This is a genomic window from Micromonospora sp. LOL_024 (genome assembly GCF_048060415.1).
Taxonomy (GTDB): Bacteria; Actinomycetota; Actinomycetes; order Mycobacteriales; family Micromonosporaceae; genus Micromonospora.
The window spans coordinates 48,166-62,983 of sequence record NZ_JBHMIS010000015.1 but is presented as its reverse complement, the minus strand read 5'-3'; the positions used below and the strand labels follow the sequence as shown (position 1 = coordinate 62,983).

At 69.4% G+C, this 14,818-nt stretch carries 16 protein-coding genes and 1 pseudogene; 4 read left to right on the top strand and 13 right to left on the bottom strand.

Annotation, left to right across the window (positions count from 1 at the left end; all coding sequences use genetic code 11):
• Nucleotides 1-56: 56 nt before the first annotated feature.
• The 10 genes from ACFHWY_RS17095 to ACFHWY_RS17050 all read right to left on the bottom strand — a co-directional run bounded on the left by ACFHWY_RS17095 (nucleotide 57) and on the right by ACFHWY_RS17050 (nucleotide 8,979).
• Entirely contained in the window at nucleotides 57-1,715 is a 1,659-nt protein-coding gene (locus tag ACFHWY_RS17095) for a glycoside hydrolase family 13 protein (protein ID WP_416581232.1), read from the bottom strand.
• Between the two features lie 62 nt (nucleotides 1,716-1,777).
• Nucleotides 1,778-2,812: a LacI family DNA-binding transcriptional regulator gene (locus ACFHWY_RS17090; protein WP_416581184.1), complete on the bottom strand. Its 1,035-nt coding sequence runs from the start codon at nucleotides 2,810-2,812 to the stop codon at nucleotides 1,778-1,780.
• Nucleotides 2,813-2,872: 60 nt separating this feature from the next.
• Nucleotides 2,873-3,838 (bottom strand): carbohydrate ABC transporter permease, encoded by a 966-nt coding sequence (locus tag ACFHWY_RS17085; protein WP_416581183.1) that lies wholly within the window; start codon nucleotides 3,836-3,838, stop codon nucleotides 2,873-2,875.
• 1 nt (nucleotide 3,839) lies between these two features.
• Nucleotides 3,840-4,892, bottom strand: coding sequence for a carbohydrate ABC transporter permease (locus tag ACFHWY_RS17080; protein ID WP_416581182.1), 1,053 nt, complete (start codon nucleotides 4,890-4,892; stop codon nucleotides 3,840-3,842).
• 70 nt (nucleotides 4,893-4,962) lie between these two features.
• Complete coding sequence (locus tag ACFHWY_RS17075; protein ID WP_416581181.1) at nucleotides 4,963-6,312, bottom strand: ABC transporter substrate-binding protein; 1,350 nt, start codon at nucleotides 6,310-6,312, stop codon at nucleotides 4,963-4,965.
• A 224-nt stretch (nucleotides 6,313-6,536) separates the two neighbouring features.
• Entirely contained in the window at nucleotides 6,537-7,028 is a 492-nt protein-coding gene (locus tag ACFHWY_RS17070) for a TspO/MBR family protein (protein ID WP_416581180.1), read from the bottom strand.
• A 174-nt stretch (nucleotides 7,029-7,202) separates the two neighbouring features.
• Nucleotides 7,203-7,346, bottom strand: coding sequence for a GPGG-motif small membrane protein (locus tag ACFHWY_RS17065; protein ID WP_018786997.1), 144 nt, complete (start codon nucleotides 7,344-7,346; stop codon nucleotides 7,203-7,205).
• Entirely contained in the window at nucleotides 7,337-8,113 is a 777-nt protein-coding gene (locus ACFHWY_RS17060; protein ID WP_416581179.1) for a metallophosphoesterase family protein, read from the bottom strand. The genes ACFHWY_RS17065 and ACFHWY_RS17060 overlap by 10 nt, the downstream gene beginning before the upstream one ends.
• Before the next feature lie 9 nt (nucleotides 8,114-8,122).
• Entirely contained in the window at nucleotides 8,123-8,398 is a 276-nt protein-coding gene (locus ACFHWY_RS17055; protein WP_416581178.1) for a hypothetical protein, read from the bottom strand.
• On the bottom strand, nucleotides 8,395-8,979 hold the full coding sequence (locus ACFHWY_RS17050; protein WP_416581177.1) for a nucleotidyltransferase family protein: 585 nt from the start codon (nucleotides 8,977-8,979) through the stop codon (nucleotides 8,395-8,397). The genes ACFHWY_RS17055 and ACFHWY_RS17050 overlap by 4 nt, the downstream gene beginning before the upstream one ends.
• Before the next feature lie 136 nt (nucleotides 8,980-9,115).
• On the opposite strand from ACFHWY_RS17050, the gene ACFHWY_RS17045 reads away from it, so the two are divergent.
• Entirely contained in the window at nucleotides 9,116-9,886 is a 771-nt protein-coding gene (locus tag ACFHWY_RS17045; RefSeq protein ID WP_416581176.1) for a dTMP kinase, read from the top strand.
• Here ACFHWY_RS17045 and ACFHWY_RS17040 read toward each other — a convergent pair.
• Entirely contained in the window at nucleotides 9,871-10,566 is a 696-nt protein-coding gene (locus ACFHWY_RS17040) for an SDR family NAD(P)-dependent oxidoreductase (RefSeq protein WP_416581175.1), read from the bottom strand. The two genes, ACFHWY_RS17045 and ACFHWY_RS17040, sit on opposite strands and share 16 nt — an antisense overlap.
• A gap of 123 nt (nucleotides 10,567-10,689) precedes the next feature.
• Here ACFHWY_RS17040 and ACFHWY_RS17035 point away from each other — a divergent pair.
• Nucleotides 10,690-10,947 (top strand): annotated as a pseudogene (locus ACFHWY_RS17035) (MurR/RpiR family transcriptional regulator); the annotation flags it as partial.
• A gap of 474 nt (nucleotides 10,948-11,421) precedes the next feature.
• Nucleotides 11,422-12,411, top strand: a complete 990-nt coding sequence (locus tag ACFHWY_RS17030) for a sigma-70 family RNA polymerase sigma factor (protein ID WP_416581231.1) — start codon at nucleotides 11,422-11,424, stop codon at nucleotides 12,409-12,411.
• Between the two features lie 103 nt (nucleotides 12,412-12,514).
• Here ACFHWY_RS17030 and ACFHWY_RS17025 read toward each other — a convergent pair whose 3' ends face one another.
• The gene (locus ACFHWY_RS17025) at nucleotides 12,515-13,486 is read right to left on the bottom strand and encodes an NlpC/P60 family protein (protein ID WP_416581174.1); all 972 of its coding nucleotides are present in this window, start codon (nucleotides 13,484-13,486) and stop codon (nucleotides 12,515-12,517) included.
• A 468-nt stretch (nucleotides 13,487-13,954) separates the two neighbouring features.
• On the opposite strand from ACFHWY_RS17025, the gene ACFHWY_RS17020 reads away from it, so the two are divergent.
• The gene (locus tag ACFHWY_RS17020; protein WP_416581173.1) at nucleotides 13,955-14,482 is read left to right on the top strand and encodes a DUF6232 family protein; all 528 of its coding nucleotides are present in this window, start codon (nucleotides 13,955-13,957) and stop codon (nucleotides 14,480-14,482) included.
• On the opposite strand, the gene ACFHWY_RS17015 is transcribed toward ACFHWY_RS17020, so the two are convergent.
• Nucleotides 14,479-14,814, bottom strand: a complete 336-nt coding sequence (locus ACFHWY_RS17015) for a DUF3817 domain-containing protein (RefSeq protein ID WP_416581172.1) — start codon at nucleotides 14,812-14,814, stop codon at nucleotides 14,479-14,481. The two genes, ACFHWY_RS17020 and ACFHWY_RS17015, sit on opposite strands and share 4 nt — an antisense overlap.
• Nucleotides 14,815-14,818: the final 4 nt, after the last annotated feature.

The following is a 14,818-nucleotide window of genomic DNA, read 5'->3' as shown; positions in this document are numbered from 1 at the left end:
TCGGTGAACGCCTGGTGCTCTACCGGAGGCGTTAACAGAGGCCCTTCTCTTACAGCTCAGGCCGTGCGAACCCAGATTGTGACGTCGGTGGGGACCTGGTCGTCGGTGTCCAACGGGGCGCTGCTGTGCAGCAGTTCGCCGGCGGGAACCGGTACGGAGGCGGTGCCGAAGTTGGTCAGTACGACCACGTCGTCGTTGCGGAAGGCCAGCACCTCGTCGCCGGAGGGGAGCCAGTTCAGCGTGCCCCGACCGAGCCTGTGCGTACGGCGCAGTCGTAGCGCCGTCCGGTACATCTCGTACGTCGAGCCGACCACCCCGTGCTGGCGGTCCAGTGCGTACTCGGCCCAGATCGCCGGCTGCGGCAGCCAGCTCGCGTCGGTCGGCCCGAACCCGTACGAGGGCGCGTCGGCCTCCCACGGGATCGGCACCCGGCAGCCGTCGCGGCCACGCTGGGTGTGCCCACTGCGTTCCCAGGTGGGGTCCTGGCGGGCCTCGTCGGGCATGGTGGTGTGTTCCGGCAGCCCGAGTTCCTCACCCTGGTAGAGGTAGGCCGAGCCGGGCAGGGCGAGCATCAGCAGGGTGGCTGCCCGGGCCCGCCGCAGACCGGTCGCCGCGTCCGGTTGCTCGTCGCCGACGCCGATACCGTTGGGCCGGGTGGTGCCGACCGGCAGGCCGAGACGGGATGCGTGACGTACCACGTCGTGGTTGGAGAGTACCCAGGTGGTGGGCGCGCCGACCGTGTCGGTGGCCGACAACGACCGGGTGATCACCGCGTACTGGGCCGGGGCGGTCCAGGCGGCGAGCAGGTACTCGAAGTTGAACGCCTGGTGCATCTCGTCGGGGCGCACGTACCGGGCCAGCCGCTCGGCCGGCTCCACCCACGCCTCGGCGACCAGGATCCGCTCGCCGGGATAGCCGTCGAGCAGCCGCCGCCACTGCCGGTAGACCTCGTGTACGCCGTCCTGGTCCCACATCGGCGGGCGGGGCTTGTCTGCTTCCTGCCCGGAGAGAATTTCCTGCGGTTCCTGCCAGTCGGCGAGGTCGGCCTGCTTGATAAGGCCGTGGGCCACGTCGACCCGGAAGCCGTCCACGCCACGGTCCAGCCAGAACCGCAGCACGTCCAGGAACTCCGCGTGCACCTCCGGGTTGTCCCAGTTAAGGTCCGGCTGGCCGGTGTCGAAGAGGTGCAGGTACCACTGGCCGTCGGCGAGCCGGGTCCAGGCCGGGCCGCCGAAGACGCTCTGCCAGTCGTTGGGCGGCTCGGTGCCGTCGGGTCCCCGGCCGTCCCGGAAGATGTACCGCTGTCGTTCGGCGTCACCTGGCCCGGCGGCCAGCGCGGCCTGGAACCAGGCGTGTGTCGAGGAGGTGTGGTTGGGCACCAGGTCGACGATCACCCGCAGTCCACGGGCACGGGCCTGTGCGATGAGGTCGTCGGCGTCGGCGAGCGTGCCGAACAGTGGCTCGACGCCTCGGTAGTCGGCCACGTCGTACCCGGCGTCGGCCTGCGGTGACGGGTAGAACGGTGAGAGCCAGACCGCGTCCACGCCCAGCTCCGCCAGGTGGTCGAGGCGGGCGGTGATCCCGGGCAGGTCACCGATGCCGTCACCGCCGGAGTCGGCGAATGAGCGCGGATAGATTTGGTAGATCACCGCCTCCGTCCACCAGCCGGTGGCCGGGTCGGCGGGCGGGGCCTGGTGCGTCGCATTGTCGTTCAGGGCGTTCTCCCATGGTCGAGCCGTGCGGGCCGGTGGGCCCGGGCGACGGTGGTGACTGGCGTTCAGTGTGCCCACGCCGGTGCGGTCGATTCACGCACGACCAGCCGAGTGGGCAGAATCACCGAGGATCCGGTTGTGCTCGTGCCGGCTGCGCCGGTGTGGCCGCAGAGCGGGTCGAGCAGCACCTTCGCGGCCAACCGGCCCTGCTCCGCGGCCGGCTGGGCGATGGTGCTGAGCCCGAGTACGCCGGAGAGGGCGTGGTCGTCGATTCCGATCACGCTGACGTCCTGGGGTACCCGCAGGCCGGCGTCGCGCAGCGCGGTGAGCGCACCCATCGCCATCTCGTCGCAGGCGGCGAAGATTGCCGTTGGCGGGTCACCTCGGCGCAGCAGTTCCTCGGTGGCCCGGGTGCCACCGGCGATGTCGAAGCGCGATTCCACGTCGAGGCTCGGGTCGGGACGGATGCCGGCCGCGCGCATCTCCTCCTGGTAGCCCCGCCGCCGGTCAAGATGTGCGGTGAAGGCTAGTTCGTCGTCGGGGTCACCCGAGATGTGCGCGATCCGGCGGTGTCCGAGATCCAGCAGATGCCGGGTGGCGGTCCGTGCCGCCGCCAGGTCGTCGATGCGTACGCAGGGCCAGCCGGGCACGGTGGTGCCGGAGCTGACGGTCACCCCGGGCAGCTCCAGTGCGGCGAGGGGGGCGAGTTCGGCGGCGCGTAGCGGGGTGGCGACCAGCATGATCGCGTCCACCCGCTTGTGCAGGTTGGCCGCGTGCAGCAGGCGCTGCCGGTTGTGCTCCCGCCCGCCGAGGTTGTGCAGCAGCAGGTCGTAGCCGGCCTGGTGGAAGAAGTCCTCGGCCGCCTCGACGACCACGCCGAAGAACCACCGGGTGATCCGGGGGACCACCACCGCCACGGTGCCGGTCCGGCCGCCGGCCAGCCGTGAGGCGCTGGGCGAGACGGCGTACTGCAGCTGCTCGGCTGCGGCCAGCACCCGCCGGCGGGTGGTCGTCGACACGGTCGGCAGCCCGCGCAGCGCCCGGGAGACGGTGGCCGTGGAGACTCCGGCCAGCCGGGCGACGTCGTCGATCTTCGTCACGGTGCACCCCGCTCCGGTCCCGCCAGTGGTGCCGCCGCCGTCGGCGGCACCACTGGCGGATCAGCCCTTGACGCTGCCGGCAAGCAGACCTCGGACGAAGTAGCGCTGCAACGACAGGAACACGATCAGCGGCACGACGATCGAGACGAACGCTCCGGCGGTCAGCCGTTGCCACTCGTTGCCCCGGGTGCCGGCCAGTTCGGCCAGCCGGACGGTGAGCGGCGTGGTCACCTCGCTGCCACCGGCGAAGATCAGCGCGACCAGCAGGTCGTTCCAGACCCAGAGGAACTGGAAGATGCCGAACGCGGCCAGGGCGGGTGCGATCAGCGGCAGGACGATGGTGCGGAAGATCTTGGGGTGGGTGGCCCCGTCGACCCGGGCCGCCTCCATCAGGTCCCTGGGCAGTTGTGAGACGAAGTTGTGCAGCAGGTACACGGCGAACGGCAGGGCGAAGCAGGTGTGCGCGAACCATACCTGGGCGAAATTCTGCGCGCCGTCCAGATTCCAGGCCGGCATCAGGGTGACGCCGCCCAGGCTGACCCCCCGCGAGAAGAAGCTCAGTAGCGGCACCAGGGCCATCTGCAACGGCACGATCTGTAGGGCGAAGATGCCGATGTACACCCAGTCCCGACCGCGGAAGTTGATCCAGGCCAGCGCGTACGCGGCCAGGGCCGCGAACGCGAGCGGGAACAGCACCGCCGGCAGGGTGATCACCAGGGAGTTGACGAAGTAACCGGCGAGCTGCCCGGACGACGACGACTGCCCGAACAGCACGTCCTGATAGTTGTCGAGGGTGAACTGGGGATCCCTGAAGAACGTCCACCAGCCGGAGGTCTTGATCTGGTTCTCCGGCCGGAAGGAGCTGACGAGCAGACCGAAGGTCGGGATGGTCCAGACGACCGCGATGATGATGGCGATGAGGCTCGCGGCACGGGTGTTGAGCCGCTTGCGTACCCGCGCCGCCCTTGTCGACTGTTGGCTGGTGGCCTGGCTGCCGGCGGCGACCGGGGGAGTGGTCGTGGTCATCTCAGGCCTCCCGTCGCTGCTGGCGGATGTTGCGGATCTGGAAGATCACGATCGGTACCACCAGGACGAAGAGGAAGACCGCAAGGGCGGAACCCTGACCGTTCTGGCCGTACCGGAACGCCTGGTTGTACATCTCGTTGGCGATTACGCTGGTGTCGTAGTTGCCGTTGGTCGTGGTGCGGACGATGTCGAAGACCTTCAGCGTGGCGATCGAGATGGTGACCACCACCACGATCAGCGCGGGTCGGATGCTCGGCAGGGTGATCTGCCGGAACATCTGCCACGGGCTGACCCCGTCGAGGCGGGCGGCCTCGATGATGTCGGCCGGGATGGCCTTGATCGCCGCGGAGAGCACCACCATGGCGAAGCCGGCCTGGATCCACACCATGATCACGAGCAGCAGCAGCGTGTTCAGCGGTGAGTCGAGCAGCCACTGCCGAGGCTCGCCGCCGAGGCTGACCATGATCTGGTTCAGCAGGCCGATCTGTTCCTGCTCCTGGCTGCGGAAGGCGTACACGAACTTCCAGATGATGCTGGCACCGACGAACGAGATGGCCATCGGCATGAAGATCAGCGACTTGGCCACCGCCTCCAGCCGCACCTTGTCGATCAGTACGGCGTAGAGCAGACCCATGCAGGTCGCCGCCAGCGGCACCAGGGTTACCCAGATCAGGGTGTTGAGCAGTACCCGCACGATCGCGTCGTCGGCGAACATCCAGCGGTAGTTGTCCAGGCCCACCCAGTTCTGGCTGCTGCCGTCCATGAAGGACAGCAGGGTGGTCCGGAGCGCCGGCACGACCAGACCGATCATCAGCAGTAGCAGGGTCGGCAGCAGAAAGAACAGCGCGAACAGCCCCTCCCGGGGCTTGGCCTGCCGACGCGTCGGTGCCCCGTTGACGGACGCGGCGACGATCCGCGCCTCGCGGCGCCGGGCGAAGAAGGCCGGCACCGCGTCGAGCAGCATGAGCAGGCCGCCGACCACCACCGCGAAGGCGACCAGCCCCCACAGCAGCATCATGAGTTTCGGCGCCTGGTCGGCGAAGTCGAAGTTCATCAACCCTCCCAGGGGTCATCGGCAGAGCCGGTGGGCCGGTCCGCGATCGCGGACCGGCCCACCGCTGGGCTCACTTCCAGCTGCTCTCGATGCCCTGGAGTACGGAGGCGGTGCTACCCCCGTTGATCCACTCGACCATGCCCTTCCAGAAGGTCCCGGCGCCGACAGCGGCGGGCATCAGGTCGGAACCGTCGAACCGGAAGACCGAGCTGTCGTCCTGGAGAATCTCCACCGACAGCTTGTCGATCGGGTTGGCGACGTTGGCCAGGTCAACCTTGTTGTTCGCGGACACCCAGTCACCGATCTTGGCGCGACTGTTGGCGTGCTCGCCCGAGGCGAGGTACGTCTGCACCTTCTGCACCTCGGGACGATCATTGAACGCGGCCACGAACTCGCCGCCGCCGAGCACCGGCTTGCCCTTGGCCGGGTCGATGGCCGGGAAGTAGAACGCGAAGACGTCGCCGTCCTCGGCCACCCGGGTGCCCTCCGGCCACTGGTTGGCGTAGAACGAGGCCTGGCGGTGCAGCGCGCAGTTGCCGGCCGTGATCGGCACACCGGCCTCCTGGAAGGAGGTGGTGGCGATGCTGCGCACGCCGCCGAAACCGCCGTTGACGTACTTGTCGTTCTTCAGAATGGTGCCGGCGCGGTCCAGCGCCTCGGCCACCCGCGGGTCGTTGAACGGGATCTGGTGCGTGGTCCACTGGTCGTAGACCTCGGGGGTCTGCGTCCGCAACATGACGTCTTCGATCCAGTCGGTGGCCGGCCAGCCGGTGGCCTCACTGGACTCGATGCCGGCGCACCACGGCTTGGTGCCGCTGTCCGCGATGGTGTCGCTGAGTTTGATCATGTCGTCCCAGGTGGTCGGGACGGTCCAGCCCTTCTCCTGGAACATCTTCGGCGAGTACCAGACGAACGACTTGACGTTCGATCCGAGCGGCGCGCCGTAGAAGGTGCCGTCGATGGTGCTGTACTTCAGCCAGTCGGCCGGGTAGTTCGCCTCGGCCATCGCCTTGGTATCGGCACCGGCCGGCTTCAGTTGATCGCGCTCGGCGAACCGCTGCAACAGGCCGGGCTGAGGGATGAAGGCCAGGTCGGGGGCGTTGCCACCGTCGGCCCGCACGGTAAGTTGGGCCTCGAACTCGCCGCTTCCCTCGTGGTTGATCGTGATGCCGGTGCAGTCCTCGAACTGCTTCCAGGACTGGGCCAGGCGGTCGGCCTCGATGTCCCGGATCGACGAGTAGATGGTCACCGTCTTGCCGTCGTGGCCCTGGTACGTCTCGTACGGGGCGCACTCCGCGGAATCGGCGTTCTTGCCGCTGCCGTTGTTGCTGCTTCCGGTGCCGCAGGCGGTGGCGCTGAGCGCCAGTCCGATCGCACCAGCGATCGCGAGGGCCTGGCGTGGCCTGGCAGAGATCGCCATGCCGTCCTCCTTCCTAGCCGGCGCTGGCCAGGTCGCATCCGGTTGACCGTGGCGCCGGTCCGATGGGCGTGTCCCCATGTAAGCGCTTGCATCGGGCTGCGGTCCACCCTGAGACGGACACGACCGAGTAACGATCCGGAAACCCGGCGTCGTCGGCGGAAAGCTCCCAGCCGAGGAGTTCCAGCATCGGAGGTGGTGCTCCGACCGCTCCTCGTCCGGCGTGGTCAGCTGTTCAGCTGCCAGACCGAGTAGTTCAGCGACGCGGCGAAGGTGACCCAGGCCCAGTACGGCAGCAGCAGCGCTGCCGCGGCCCGGCTGATGCGCCAGAACAGCAGGACGGTCACGCCGACCGCGAGCCACAGCAGCACGATCTCGGTGAAGGCCAGCCCGTACCACCCGGCGGCGAAGAAGATCGGGGTCCAGGCGGCGTTGAGCACCAGTTGGACACCCCAGGCGCCCAACTCCGGGCCGAACCCTGCCTGACGCCAGGCCAGCCAGCCGGAGAAAGCGATCATCACGTAGAGGATCGTCCAGACCGGGCCGAACAACCACGAGGGCGGAGCCCACGCGGGCTGCTCAAGATTCGAGTAGTCGGCGGCGGCACCCACCGCGGCCAGGTTGCCGAGGGCGGCGGCGACCAGAACGGCCGCCCCGAGTCCGGCCAGCACCCACCACTGGCGTGCGCCGTGTCGTCGGTTCTCCGGTGTAGTACGCATGGCGGGAGGTTCTCCCCGTTTCGGGGGTGGCAAACCCGCTGGTCGGCGTGCGGGCCTTGACGGGCTGCGGGCAGCACGCCGAGGTCGCCGCGCCCGGTGGCTCCTGTCGGGAGGACGGAGTTCCGGTCGCGACGACCCCGGCGGGTCCGGTGTGCGGCGCCCTGCGCCGCCCGATCAGCTGAAGATGCTGACACCACCCGGGCCGACGAGCAGCCCGACCACGATGAGGACGATGCCCCAGAGGATCTGCCGACGGAACAACGCGAGGATGCCGGCGACCACCAGTACGACTGCGAGAATCCAGAGAATCAGCTCCATTTTTGCTGAATACCCCCGGCACCGACGCCGGAAACCTCTCCCTGATCAAGGTGGTCACCCAGGTGGAAGACGCTGTACGCCTGCTTGATCACCGGATGGGCGACGTTGCGGACGCGCACCCCGCCCGGCGTGGTACCCCGTTCGGTGCCGTGGTGCGCGTGCCCGTGCAGGGCCAGCGCGGTCGGCGCCGAGTCGATCGCCTGCCCAAGCTGGTAGCAGCCCAGGAACGGGTAGATTTCCAGGGGTTCGCCGGCCAGGGTGTCCGGCACCGGTGAGTAGTGGCTCAAGGCCACCAGCACGTCGCACTCCAGCGAGCGCAGCGCCTCGCCCAGCCGGTCGGCGCTCTCGGTCGTGGTGCGTACGAAGGCCTTCATCTCCGGCTCACCGAAGTCACTGGCACACCGCCCGGCGAAGCCACCGCCGAAGCCCTTGACCCCGGCGATGCCGAGCCGGCCGCCGGGACAGTCCAACACCACGCCGTCGCCCTCCAGCACCACGATACCCACCTCCCGCAGCGCGCCGACCACCTCCGGCACCTGGTCGCACTGGTGGTCGTGGTTGCCCAGGACGGCGATCACCGGTACGCCCAGGCCACCGAACTCGCGCGCCACACAGCGCGCCTCGGCCTCGGTGCCGTGCCGGGTCAAATCGCCGGCCAGCAGCAGCGCGTCGACCTTGCCGGGTAGTTCCTCCAGGGTGGGCCGGAACCGTCCGACCACGTCCTCGTCCAGATGTACGTCGCCCACGGCGGCGAGCCGGACAACCATCAGACCTCCTCAGGGCAGTTGCTCGATCTCCGTGGGTGCCTGGGTGCGGATCACCCCGATATCGCTGGTGATCGGCACATTCGGGAAGCGCTCAGCCACCCGGCGCACAATCTCCTCTCGCCGATGCGCGCTCTCGACCTCGCCGTGCAGCACGAGGGCGCGTTCGGTGCGGACCACGGTGATTCCCTGCTCGGCGACGGCCGGATCCCCGGCGAGCAAATTGTGGATCTCCGCCTCGACGTACTCGTCGGGCGGCCCGGCCCCGGAGTCGTGTTGCGCGGTCACAATGTTCCCCTCCCGTCGGCCGTGCCGGGCTGCGGCACGACGTCCAGCCTGTCCAGCAGCACCAGGAACGATTCGGCGTACGGCGAGTGCTGCGTTTCCTTGCGTACCCGTTCCCAGTCGATCTGCTCTCGCAGCGACCGGGCGAGCGGCAGGCCGCGAGCGAAGTCGCAGTAGTGCTGGGAGAAGCTCAGCAGTTTGTGCACCATCAGCTGCGTGGCCGACAGCACCGGCATGTGGATCGCGTCGACCGGCCGTACCACCGTGTCACCGAAGGTCTCCTCGGTCACCGGGGTCTCGATCGGGCGGTGGATCAGGTCCACCATCCGGCCGCCGTCGTAGACCTTGACCAGCCAGTCCTCCGGAGGCCGTTCGGCGGTGAAGCCGGCCTGAACCAGCGCCTCCATCGCGGGCTCGACGTCCTGTTCCTGGATGAGGAAGTCGACGTCGTGCTCGCTGGAGTGTCCGCCGTGCGCGTACACGGCGAAGCTGCCGCCAAGGGCGAATGCTATGTCCGACTGCTTGAGCACGGCGGCGACCTTCTTGAGAGTGTGTAGGAGAGTTTCGTCGTCGCGCTCGGCCATCTCGCCTCTCCCGTCGACCTGATCGGGGTGCCACCGGTGGGATCCCGATCGGTACCCGGCATTCCGGTCGCCCACACCTGCACGCCTTGTGGAACGGTGCGAACAGTTAACGAAGAGGACAACTGGGACAGGGCGTATGCGTGGGTCGGATAACCTGTGGAGAGTGGCCAGTTCGACGGGAGTCCCCGGATCGACGGGAGTCCGGCGCGTCGCGACCCGGCTCCGTACCGTAGCCCTGATCGGTATCGACGGATCGGGCAAGACCACCCAGGCCCACCGGCTCGCCGAGGCACTCAACGCGGCGGGACACCCTGCCACCTACCATCGCAATGCCGGCGGCCGGCGGTGGTTGGGGCGGGCCGCCCAACGGCTCGGCCGGCCGGACGCGCAGGGGCTCGTCGGCCGCGACGGGATGCTCCTGGTGGAGTCCCTACTGCGGTGGCTGGCTATCGCGATGACCCTGCTCGGCAGCCTGTTCAGCGGACGGGTGGCCGTGATGGACCGCTACGCCGCCTGCCAGTACGCCAGCCTGCACGCGCACGGCGGGCACCTTTGGGAACGTCTCGTCAGAGCGGCCTACCGACTCTTCCCCCGACCGCAGGTGACGTTTCTGCTGACGGTGGAGCCGGGTGTGGCGTACCGGCGGATCGAGCGTCGGGGCACCGACCACGAGAGCCTGGAGTATCTGAGCGCCGCCGACGGGGCCTACCGGGCGCTGCCGGAGTATCCGACGTTCGTACTGGTCGACGGGGATCGACGGCCGGACGACATCGCACGCGACATTCGAGGGCACCTGGCCGGCTGGCTGGCAGCCGATGCCGAGCCGGTCGGGCAGGACCGGACGAGGGCCCATGGGCCGGATCCGGGCCCGGCATGGGACCTGGTGCCGCTTCAGGCCCGACCGTAGACCGGAACGGCCGCGCCGCTGGTCGGCGCCGACTCGTCCGAGGCCAGGAAGCGGATCACCGAGGCGATCTCCGCCGGATCGACCCAGCGCGACTGGTCGGCGCCGGGCATCGAGTCCCGGTTGGTCGGCGTGTCGATGACGCTCGGCAGCACCGTGTTGCAGCGGACCCCGGCGTTCTTGTACTCCACCGCCACAGCGGCGGCGAAGCCGAGTACGGCGGCCTTCGCGGTCACGTAGCCGGCGACGCCCGGAAAGGGCGTGAGGGCCGCCCGGGCGGCCATGCATACCACCGCGCCGCCTCCGGCGGTGACCAGGTGGGGCAGCGCGGCCCGGGTGACGAGGTGGGTCGGGCGGAGGTTGAGAGTCAGCATCCGGTCGAAGTCGTCGATCGAGGTCTCGTGGACCAGGCCGGTGCTGGCGTACCCCCCGACAAGGTTGACCACGGCGCGCAGTGGCGCCGCCGGATCGCCGGCAGCCACCTCGGCCGCCCGGGCGGCATCCTTCGGGTCGGTCAGGTCCGCGACGAGCCGGACCGGCGCGTTGGCCTCCGGCCGGCGGGTCGGGGTCGGCTGCTGGCGTTGCGGTGCGACCACGCGCCATCCCGCATCGACGAACGCGGCGGTGACGGCCGCGCCGAGCCCGCCCGTGCTCCCGGTGACCAGCACACTGCGATCCGCCATGACGTGAGGCTAGTACCGCCGCCCGGTCGGTGGGCAGCCGGCCCCCACCCGACCGGGGCTTCTCGGCCCGGCGGGGAGGGCGGCCCCGGTGGACCGGTGGCAGGCTGGTGCCGGCATTCCCCCGCCGGGGGAGCCACGACGGTGGCGCTGACCAACTTTCCGCGCTCGCCGGTCACCGGGGCCGCCGAGGATGTGCTGACCACCGCGGCCCGCGAGACCACCTACCGTGACGGCCAGCCGGCTCGCCCAACTGACCGTGGTCGACTGCCTGTACGTCGGCGTGGCCGTGCGCAACCGTGTCCCCGGACCCGCAAGGCGCTCGAGGTGACCGCCGAGGCCGTCCGCTCCCACCGGCTCGGCTCCGCCCGCAGGCGGGCATGATCGGTGTGGCGGACCGGCGAGGCGCCCGTTGCGGCCCGGAGTCTCAGGCGACCTTCGCCAGGGTGCGCTGGCCCCGTTCGCCGACCGGGCATAGGACCGGGGCGCGGATTGTTCACCATGGCGTGGGGTATTACCACCGGCGTGGATGAACCAACTGGTCCGCGTACGCGTATCAGGCAGTGACCAGGATCGCAGTACGGCGGTGACCCGGTCGCTGTGCCTGAGGGGCCGGGCAGTGTTGCCTGGACCGGGACGGACGGCGGTCTGTCGATCCGTCGACCTTACGAATGCCTGCCGGTGACACCCAGGCAGGATGCTGACAGCAAACATGGACCGTGCTCTCAGCTGATTATCAGGCATTCGTGACACTTTCGACCCACGACGAGGAATCCCCGACACGTCTCATCTGTTGTGTAGATGTCAGCACCTGTGGGCACAGCGGATGTTGACCGGGGAGCGCTGATGGACGTGGGGATGGCAAGGAACCGGGCAACCGGCGCGAGCGAGGGGACCGTGGGCACCGTGGACAAGAACATCGGGATGCGTACCGACGAGGTTGCCGAGGAGCGCGACCTGGTCGGAGTCTACCTGCACGAGATCTCCCGGACGCCACTGCTGGACGCCGCCAAGGAGGTCGACCTCTCCAAGGCCGTCGAGGCCGGGCTCTACGCCGAGCATCTGCTCGGCGAGGACCGCGTACCCGACGGGGCCACCCGGGATGACCTGGCGCGGTTGGTCTCCGACGGAGAGCAGGCCAAGGACCTGTTCATCCGGGCCAACCTGCGACTGGTCGTGTCGATCGCCCGGCGCTACGTCCGTTCGGGGATGCCCATGCTGGACCTGATCCAGGAAGGCAACACCGGCCTGGTCCGAGCGGTGGAGAAGTTCGACTACGAACGTGGCTACAAGTTCTCGACCTACGCGACCTGGTGGATCCGTCAGGCGATCAGCCGGGCGATCGCTCAGCAGGAGCGCACCGTGCGGCTACCGGTGCACCTGGTGGAGGACGTCAACCGGATGCGCAACGTGACCCGGCAGCTAACCCGTGAACTGGGCGGCGACCCGGAGCCGGAGCAGATCGCGGCCTCCCTGGGCGTGACCGTCGAGCGGGTCAACGAGCTGGTCCGCTGGTCGCAGGACACCGTGTCGCTGGACACCCCGATCGGTGACGACGGCGACACCAACCTCGGCGACCTGGTTGCTGACAGCGACGCCCCCTCGCCTGAGGAGATCGTGCTGACCGGGCTGGAGCGGCAGCGCATCGAAGGGCTGCTGAACCACCTCGACGACCGCTCGGCCGGCATCATGCGGGCCCGCTACGGGCTGGAGGACGGCCGGGAGCACTCCCTGACCGAGGTGGCCTCGCGGTTCTCGCTCTCCCGGGAGCGGATCCGGCAGCTGGAGATCCAGGCGCTCGGCCGGCTTCGTGAGCTGGCCCGCGCCGAAGGCCTGCAGGCCGCCTGAGCTGGTAGAGATCGACGGCGAACGGCCGGCGTCCGACAAGGGAACGCCGGCCGTTCGCCAGCTGCGGCGGCCACCGCCACCGACCCCGACGCGCGGGATCAGGTCAGCGGACCCTGCCGTAGCCGTACGGTGTCATCAGGTCCACGTCGCGCTTTTCGACGTTGCGGCCGAAGGTTGGTGCGTGGATGACCTGCCCGCTGCCCACGTAGATCGCCACATGGCCGAGGCCGCGGTAGAAGACGAGGTCCCCGGGGCGCAGCTCAGCGCGGCTGACGTGTGCCACCACACCCCACTGCATCCGGGTGTTGTGCGGCAGCGAACTCCCTGCGGCCCGCCACGCGGCCGACGTCAGCCCGGAGCAGTCGTAGCTGCCCGGCCCGTCGTTGCCCCAGCCGTACGGCTTGCCGAGCGCACCGTAGGCGTACCGCACGGCGACGCCCGCCTTTCCGGAGACGGCGGGGGCGTCGGCTGCGTTGCTGGCCTGGTTGGTCGGGCGTTCAGCCGCCCGGCCGTACGCCTGCCGACGCAGCTCGTAGAGCCTGGCCAGGTCGCGTTCGATTCGCTGCTTCGCCGAGGCCAGTTCCCGTGACTGCGCCGCCTGCCGGTTGAGCGTGACGTCGAGGCGGGTCTTCTCGTCGAGTAGCCGGCGCTGGTCGGCGGTGAAGCCGGCGATGGTGGCCTGCCGTTGTCGGGTCAGGTGATCCAGCGTCCCGAGCCGGTCGAGCACCGTGGTCGAGTCGCCGCCGTGCAGCAGCGCGTCCACCGTGCCGAGATTGCCGGTCTTGTACGCGGTCACCGCCATCTCACCGACGTCCGCTCGGCTCCGCTCGGTCTGCTGCTCCAGCGGGCCGATCCGGGACTCCAGCCGCTCGACGGCGGTTCGGTTCTCCTTGATTTTCTCTCGCAGTTCGTTGTGGGATTCCACCACGCGTTCCAGTTCGGTGGAGGACTTCTCGATCCGCCGGGTCAGCTCGGCGGGCGAGGGTTCGGCCCGGGCCACCGTCGCCGGCACGACCAGTGCCAGCGAAAAAGCGGCGGCTGTCAGGGCACGCAGCGTGTGCGTCAGGGACGACAAGAGCTCGGACGCTCCTCTCCCGGGGCCGGCGCGGGCTGCTGATGCTCCGCGACGGCGTCGGCCCGGTGCCGTCCGGTCGGACGGCGGCCGGCCGAGCCGACCTGCCCAACCTAGTACGGGGCGGGAGTCGACCGCAGAGAAAGTCGGGACGATTGGTGGTGGTGGGGCGGTGTAGAGCCAGGCAAGTAGGATTAATTCCTTATATAGCCAAATATCGGACTAGTCGCTCTCGGCGCATGACGTCGGATGCCCGGCCGCTATAACCGATAAGACGGACTTGGCATGCTCTTTCCGGCGGGGTGGCCCCCGGCCTGCCCGCCCTGACCACCGCAAACGGCGGGAAGGACTGGCGCCGACGGCACACAATGAAGCGCACAGCCGGAACTTTCGCCTACCGGTCTCGCCAGCCGGTATCGATGGAAGAGGTCGGCGGGGCCGACCCGGCACCCCGGTCGTGGGAGGAGGGCCGTGAACCCCGAAGGCGCGAGGACCCACCCGCCGCGGCCACCACGCGGCGCCGGCCGGGAACCGACGCTGCTCTACGCCCGACCCGGGATCATCGTCACCGTCGACCGGTTCACGGTCGGCCGCACCAGCTGGCGCGTCGCCGAACTGACCCACCTGCAGAGCACCCGAGGACCGCACGACCGGGTGGCGACCCGAGCCGTCCTGGTCACCGTCACGGTGATCGGTGGTGTCGGCCTGCTGCTCGGGTTCACCGGAGGGCTGCAACGGCTCACCGCCGGGGCCTACCTCATCCTGGGCGCCGTGTTCCTGGTGCCGGTGCTGCTCGCGGTCGCCGGCGACCGGTGGCGTCCGCCGGCGTACGAACTGTGGGGCCGCGTCGCGGGGTCGGACGAGTTGCTGTTCAGCAGCGACGACGAACGCCAGTTCGGCCAGGTGAGCCGGGCGTTGCGCCGGGCGCGGGAGATGAACAGCTACGGCGCCTGGGAGGACCCGCTCACAGTCGCGCGACCTTGGCGACCCCGGCGCTAGCCGGCAACCGGTTCCGGCGCCTGCTCCTGGCCTCGCTGCTCGGCCGCGACCAGGGCACTCACCCGGCGCTCGGCCCAGAACGAGACGAACGGCACGGTGCCGGCGAGCATCACCAGGATCATCCGCCTGAGTGGCCAGTTGGCCCGCCGGGACAGGTCGAAGGCGGCGACCAGGTAGACCATGTAGAGGAAGCCGTGCGCCTGGCCCACGGTCTCCACCACGATCGGCTGGTCGAAGCCGTACTTGAGTGGCATGCCGATCACGACCAACAGGATCAGCACCACGCCGACGACCCAGGCGATCACGCGGTAGCGGGTGAGGGCAGCGCGCACTCTC

What these genes read in the sequence shown, in the direction of transcription:
- ACFHWY_RS17085 (WP_416581183.1), bottom strand. Translation starts at nt 3,838, where the DNA reads ATGACCACGACCACTCCCCCGGTCGCCGCCGGCAGCCAGGCCACCAGC.
- ACFHWY_RS17070 (WP_416581180.1), bottom strand. Translation starts at nt 7,028, where the DNA reads ATGCGTACTACACCGGAGAACCGACGACACGGCGCACGCCAGTGGTGG.
- ACFHWY_RS17080 (WP_416581182.1), bottom strand. Translation starts at nt 4,892, where the DNA reads ATGAACTTCGACTTCGCCGACCAGGCGCCGAAACTCATGATGCTGCTG.
- ACFHWY_RS17060 (WP_416581179.1), bottom strand. Translation starts at nt 8,113, where the DNA reads ATGGTTGTCCGGCTCGCCGCCGTGGGCGACGTACATCTGGACGAGGAC.
- ACFHWY_RS17065 (WP_018786997.1), bottom strand. Translation starts at nt 7,346, where the DNA reads ATGGAGCTGATTCTCTGGATTCTCGCAGTCGTACTGGTGGTCGCCGGC.
- ACFHWY_RS17075 (WP_416581181.1), bottom strand. Translation starts at nt 6,312, where the DNA reads ATGGCGATCTCTGCCAGGCCACGCCAGGCCCTCGCGATCGCTGGTGCG.
- ACFHWY_RS17030 (WP_416581231.1), top strand. Translation starts at nt 11,422, where the DNA reads ATGGCAAGGAACCGGGCAACCGGCGCGAGCGAGGGGACCGTGGGCACC.
- ACFHWY_RS17040 (WP_416581175.1), bottom strand. Translation starts at nt 10,566, where the DNA reads ATGGCGGATCGCAGTGTGCTGGTCACCGGGAGCACGGGCGGGCTCGGC.
- ACFHWY_RS17050 (WP_416581177.1), bottom strand. Translation starts at nt 8,979, where the DNA reads ATGGCCGAGCGCGACGACGAAACTCTCCTACACACTCTCAAGAAGGTC.
- ACFHWY_RS17045 (WP_416581176.1), top strand. Translation starts at nt 9,116, where the DNA reads ATGCGTGGGTCGGATAACCTGTGGAGAGTGGCCAGTTCGACGGGAGTC.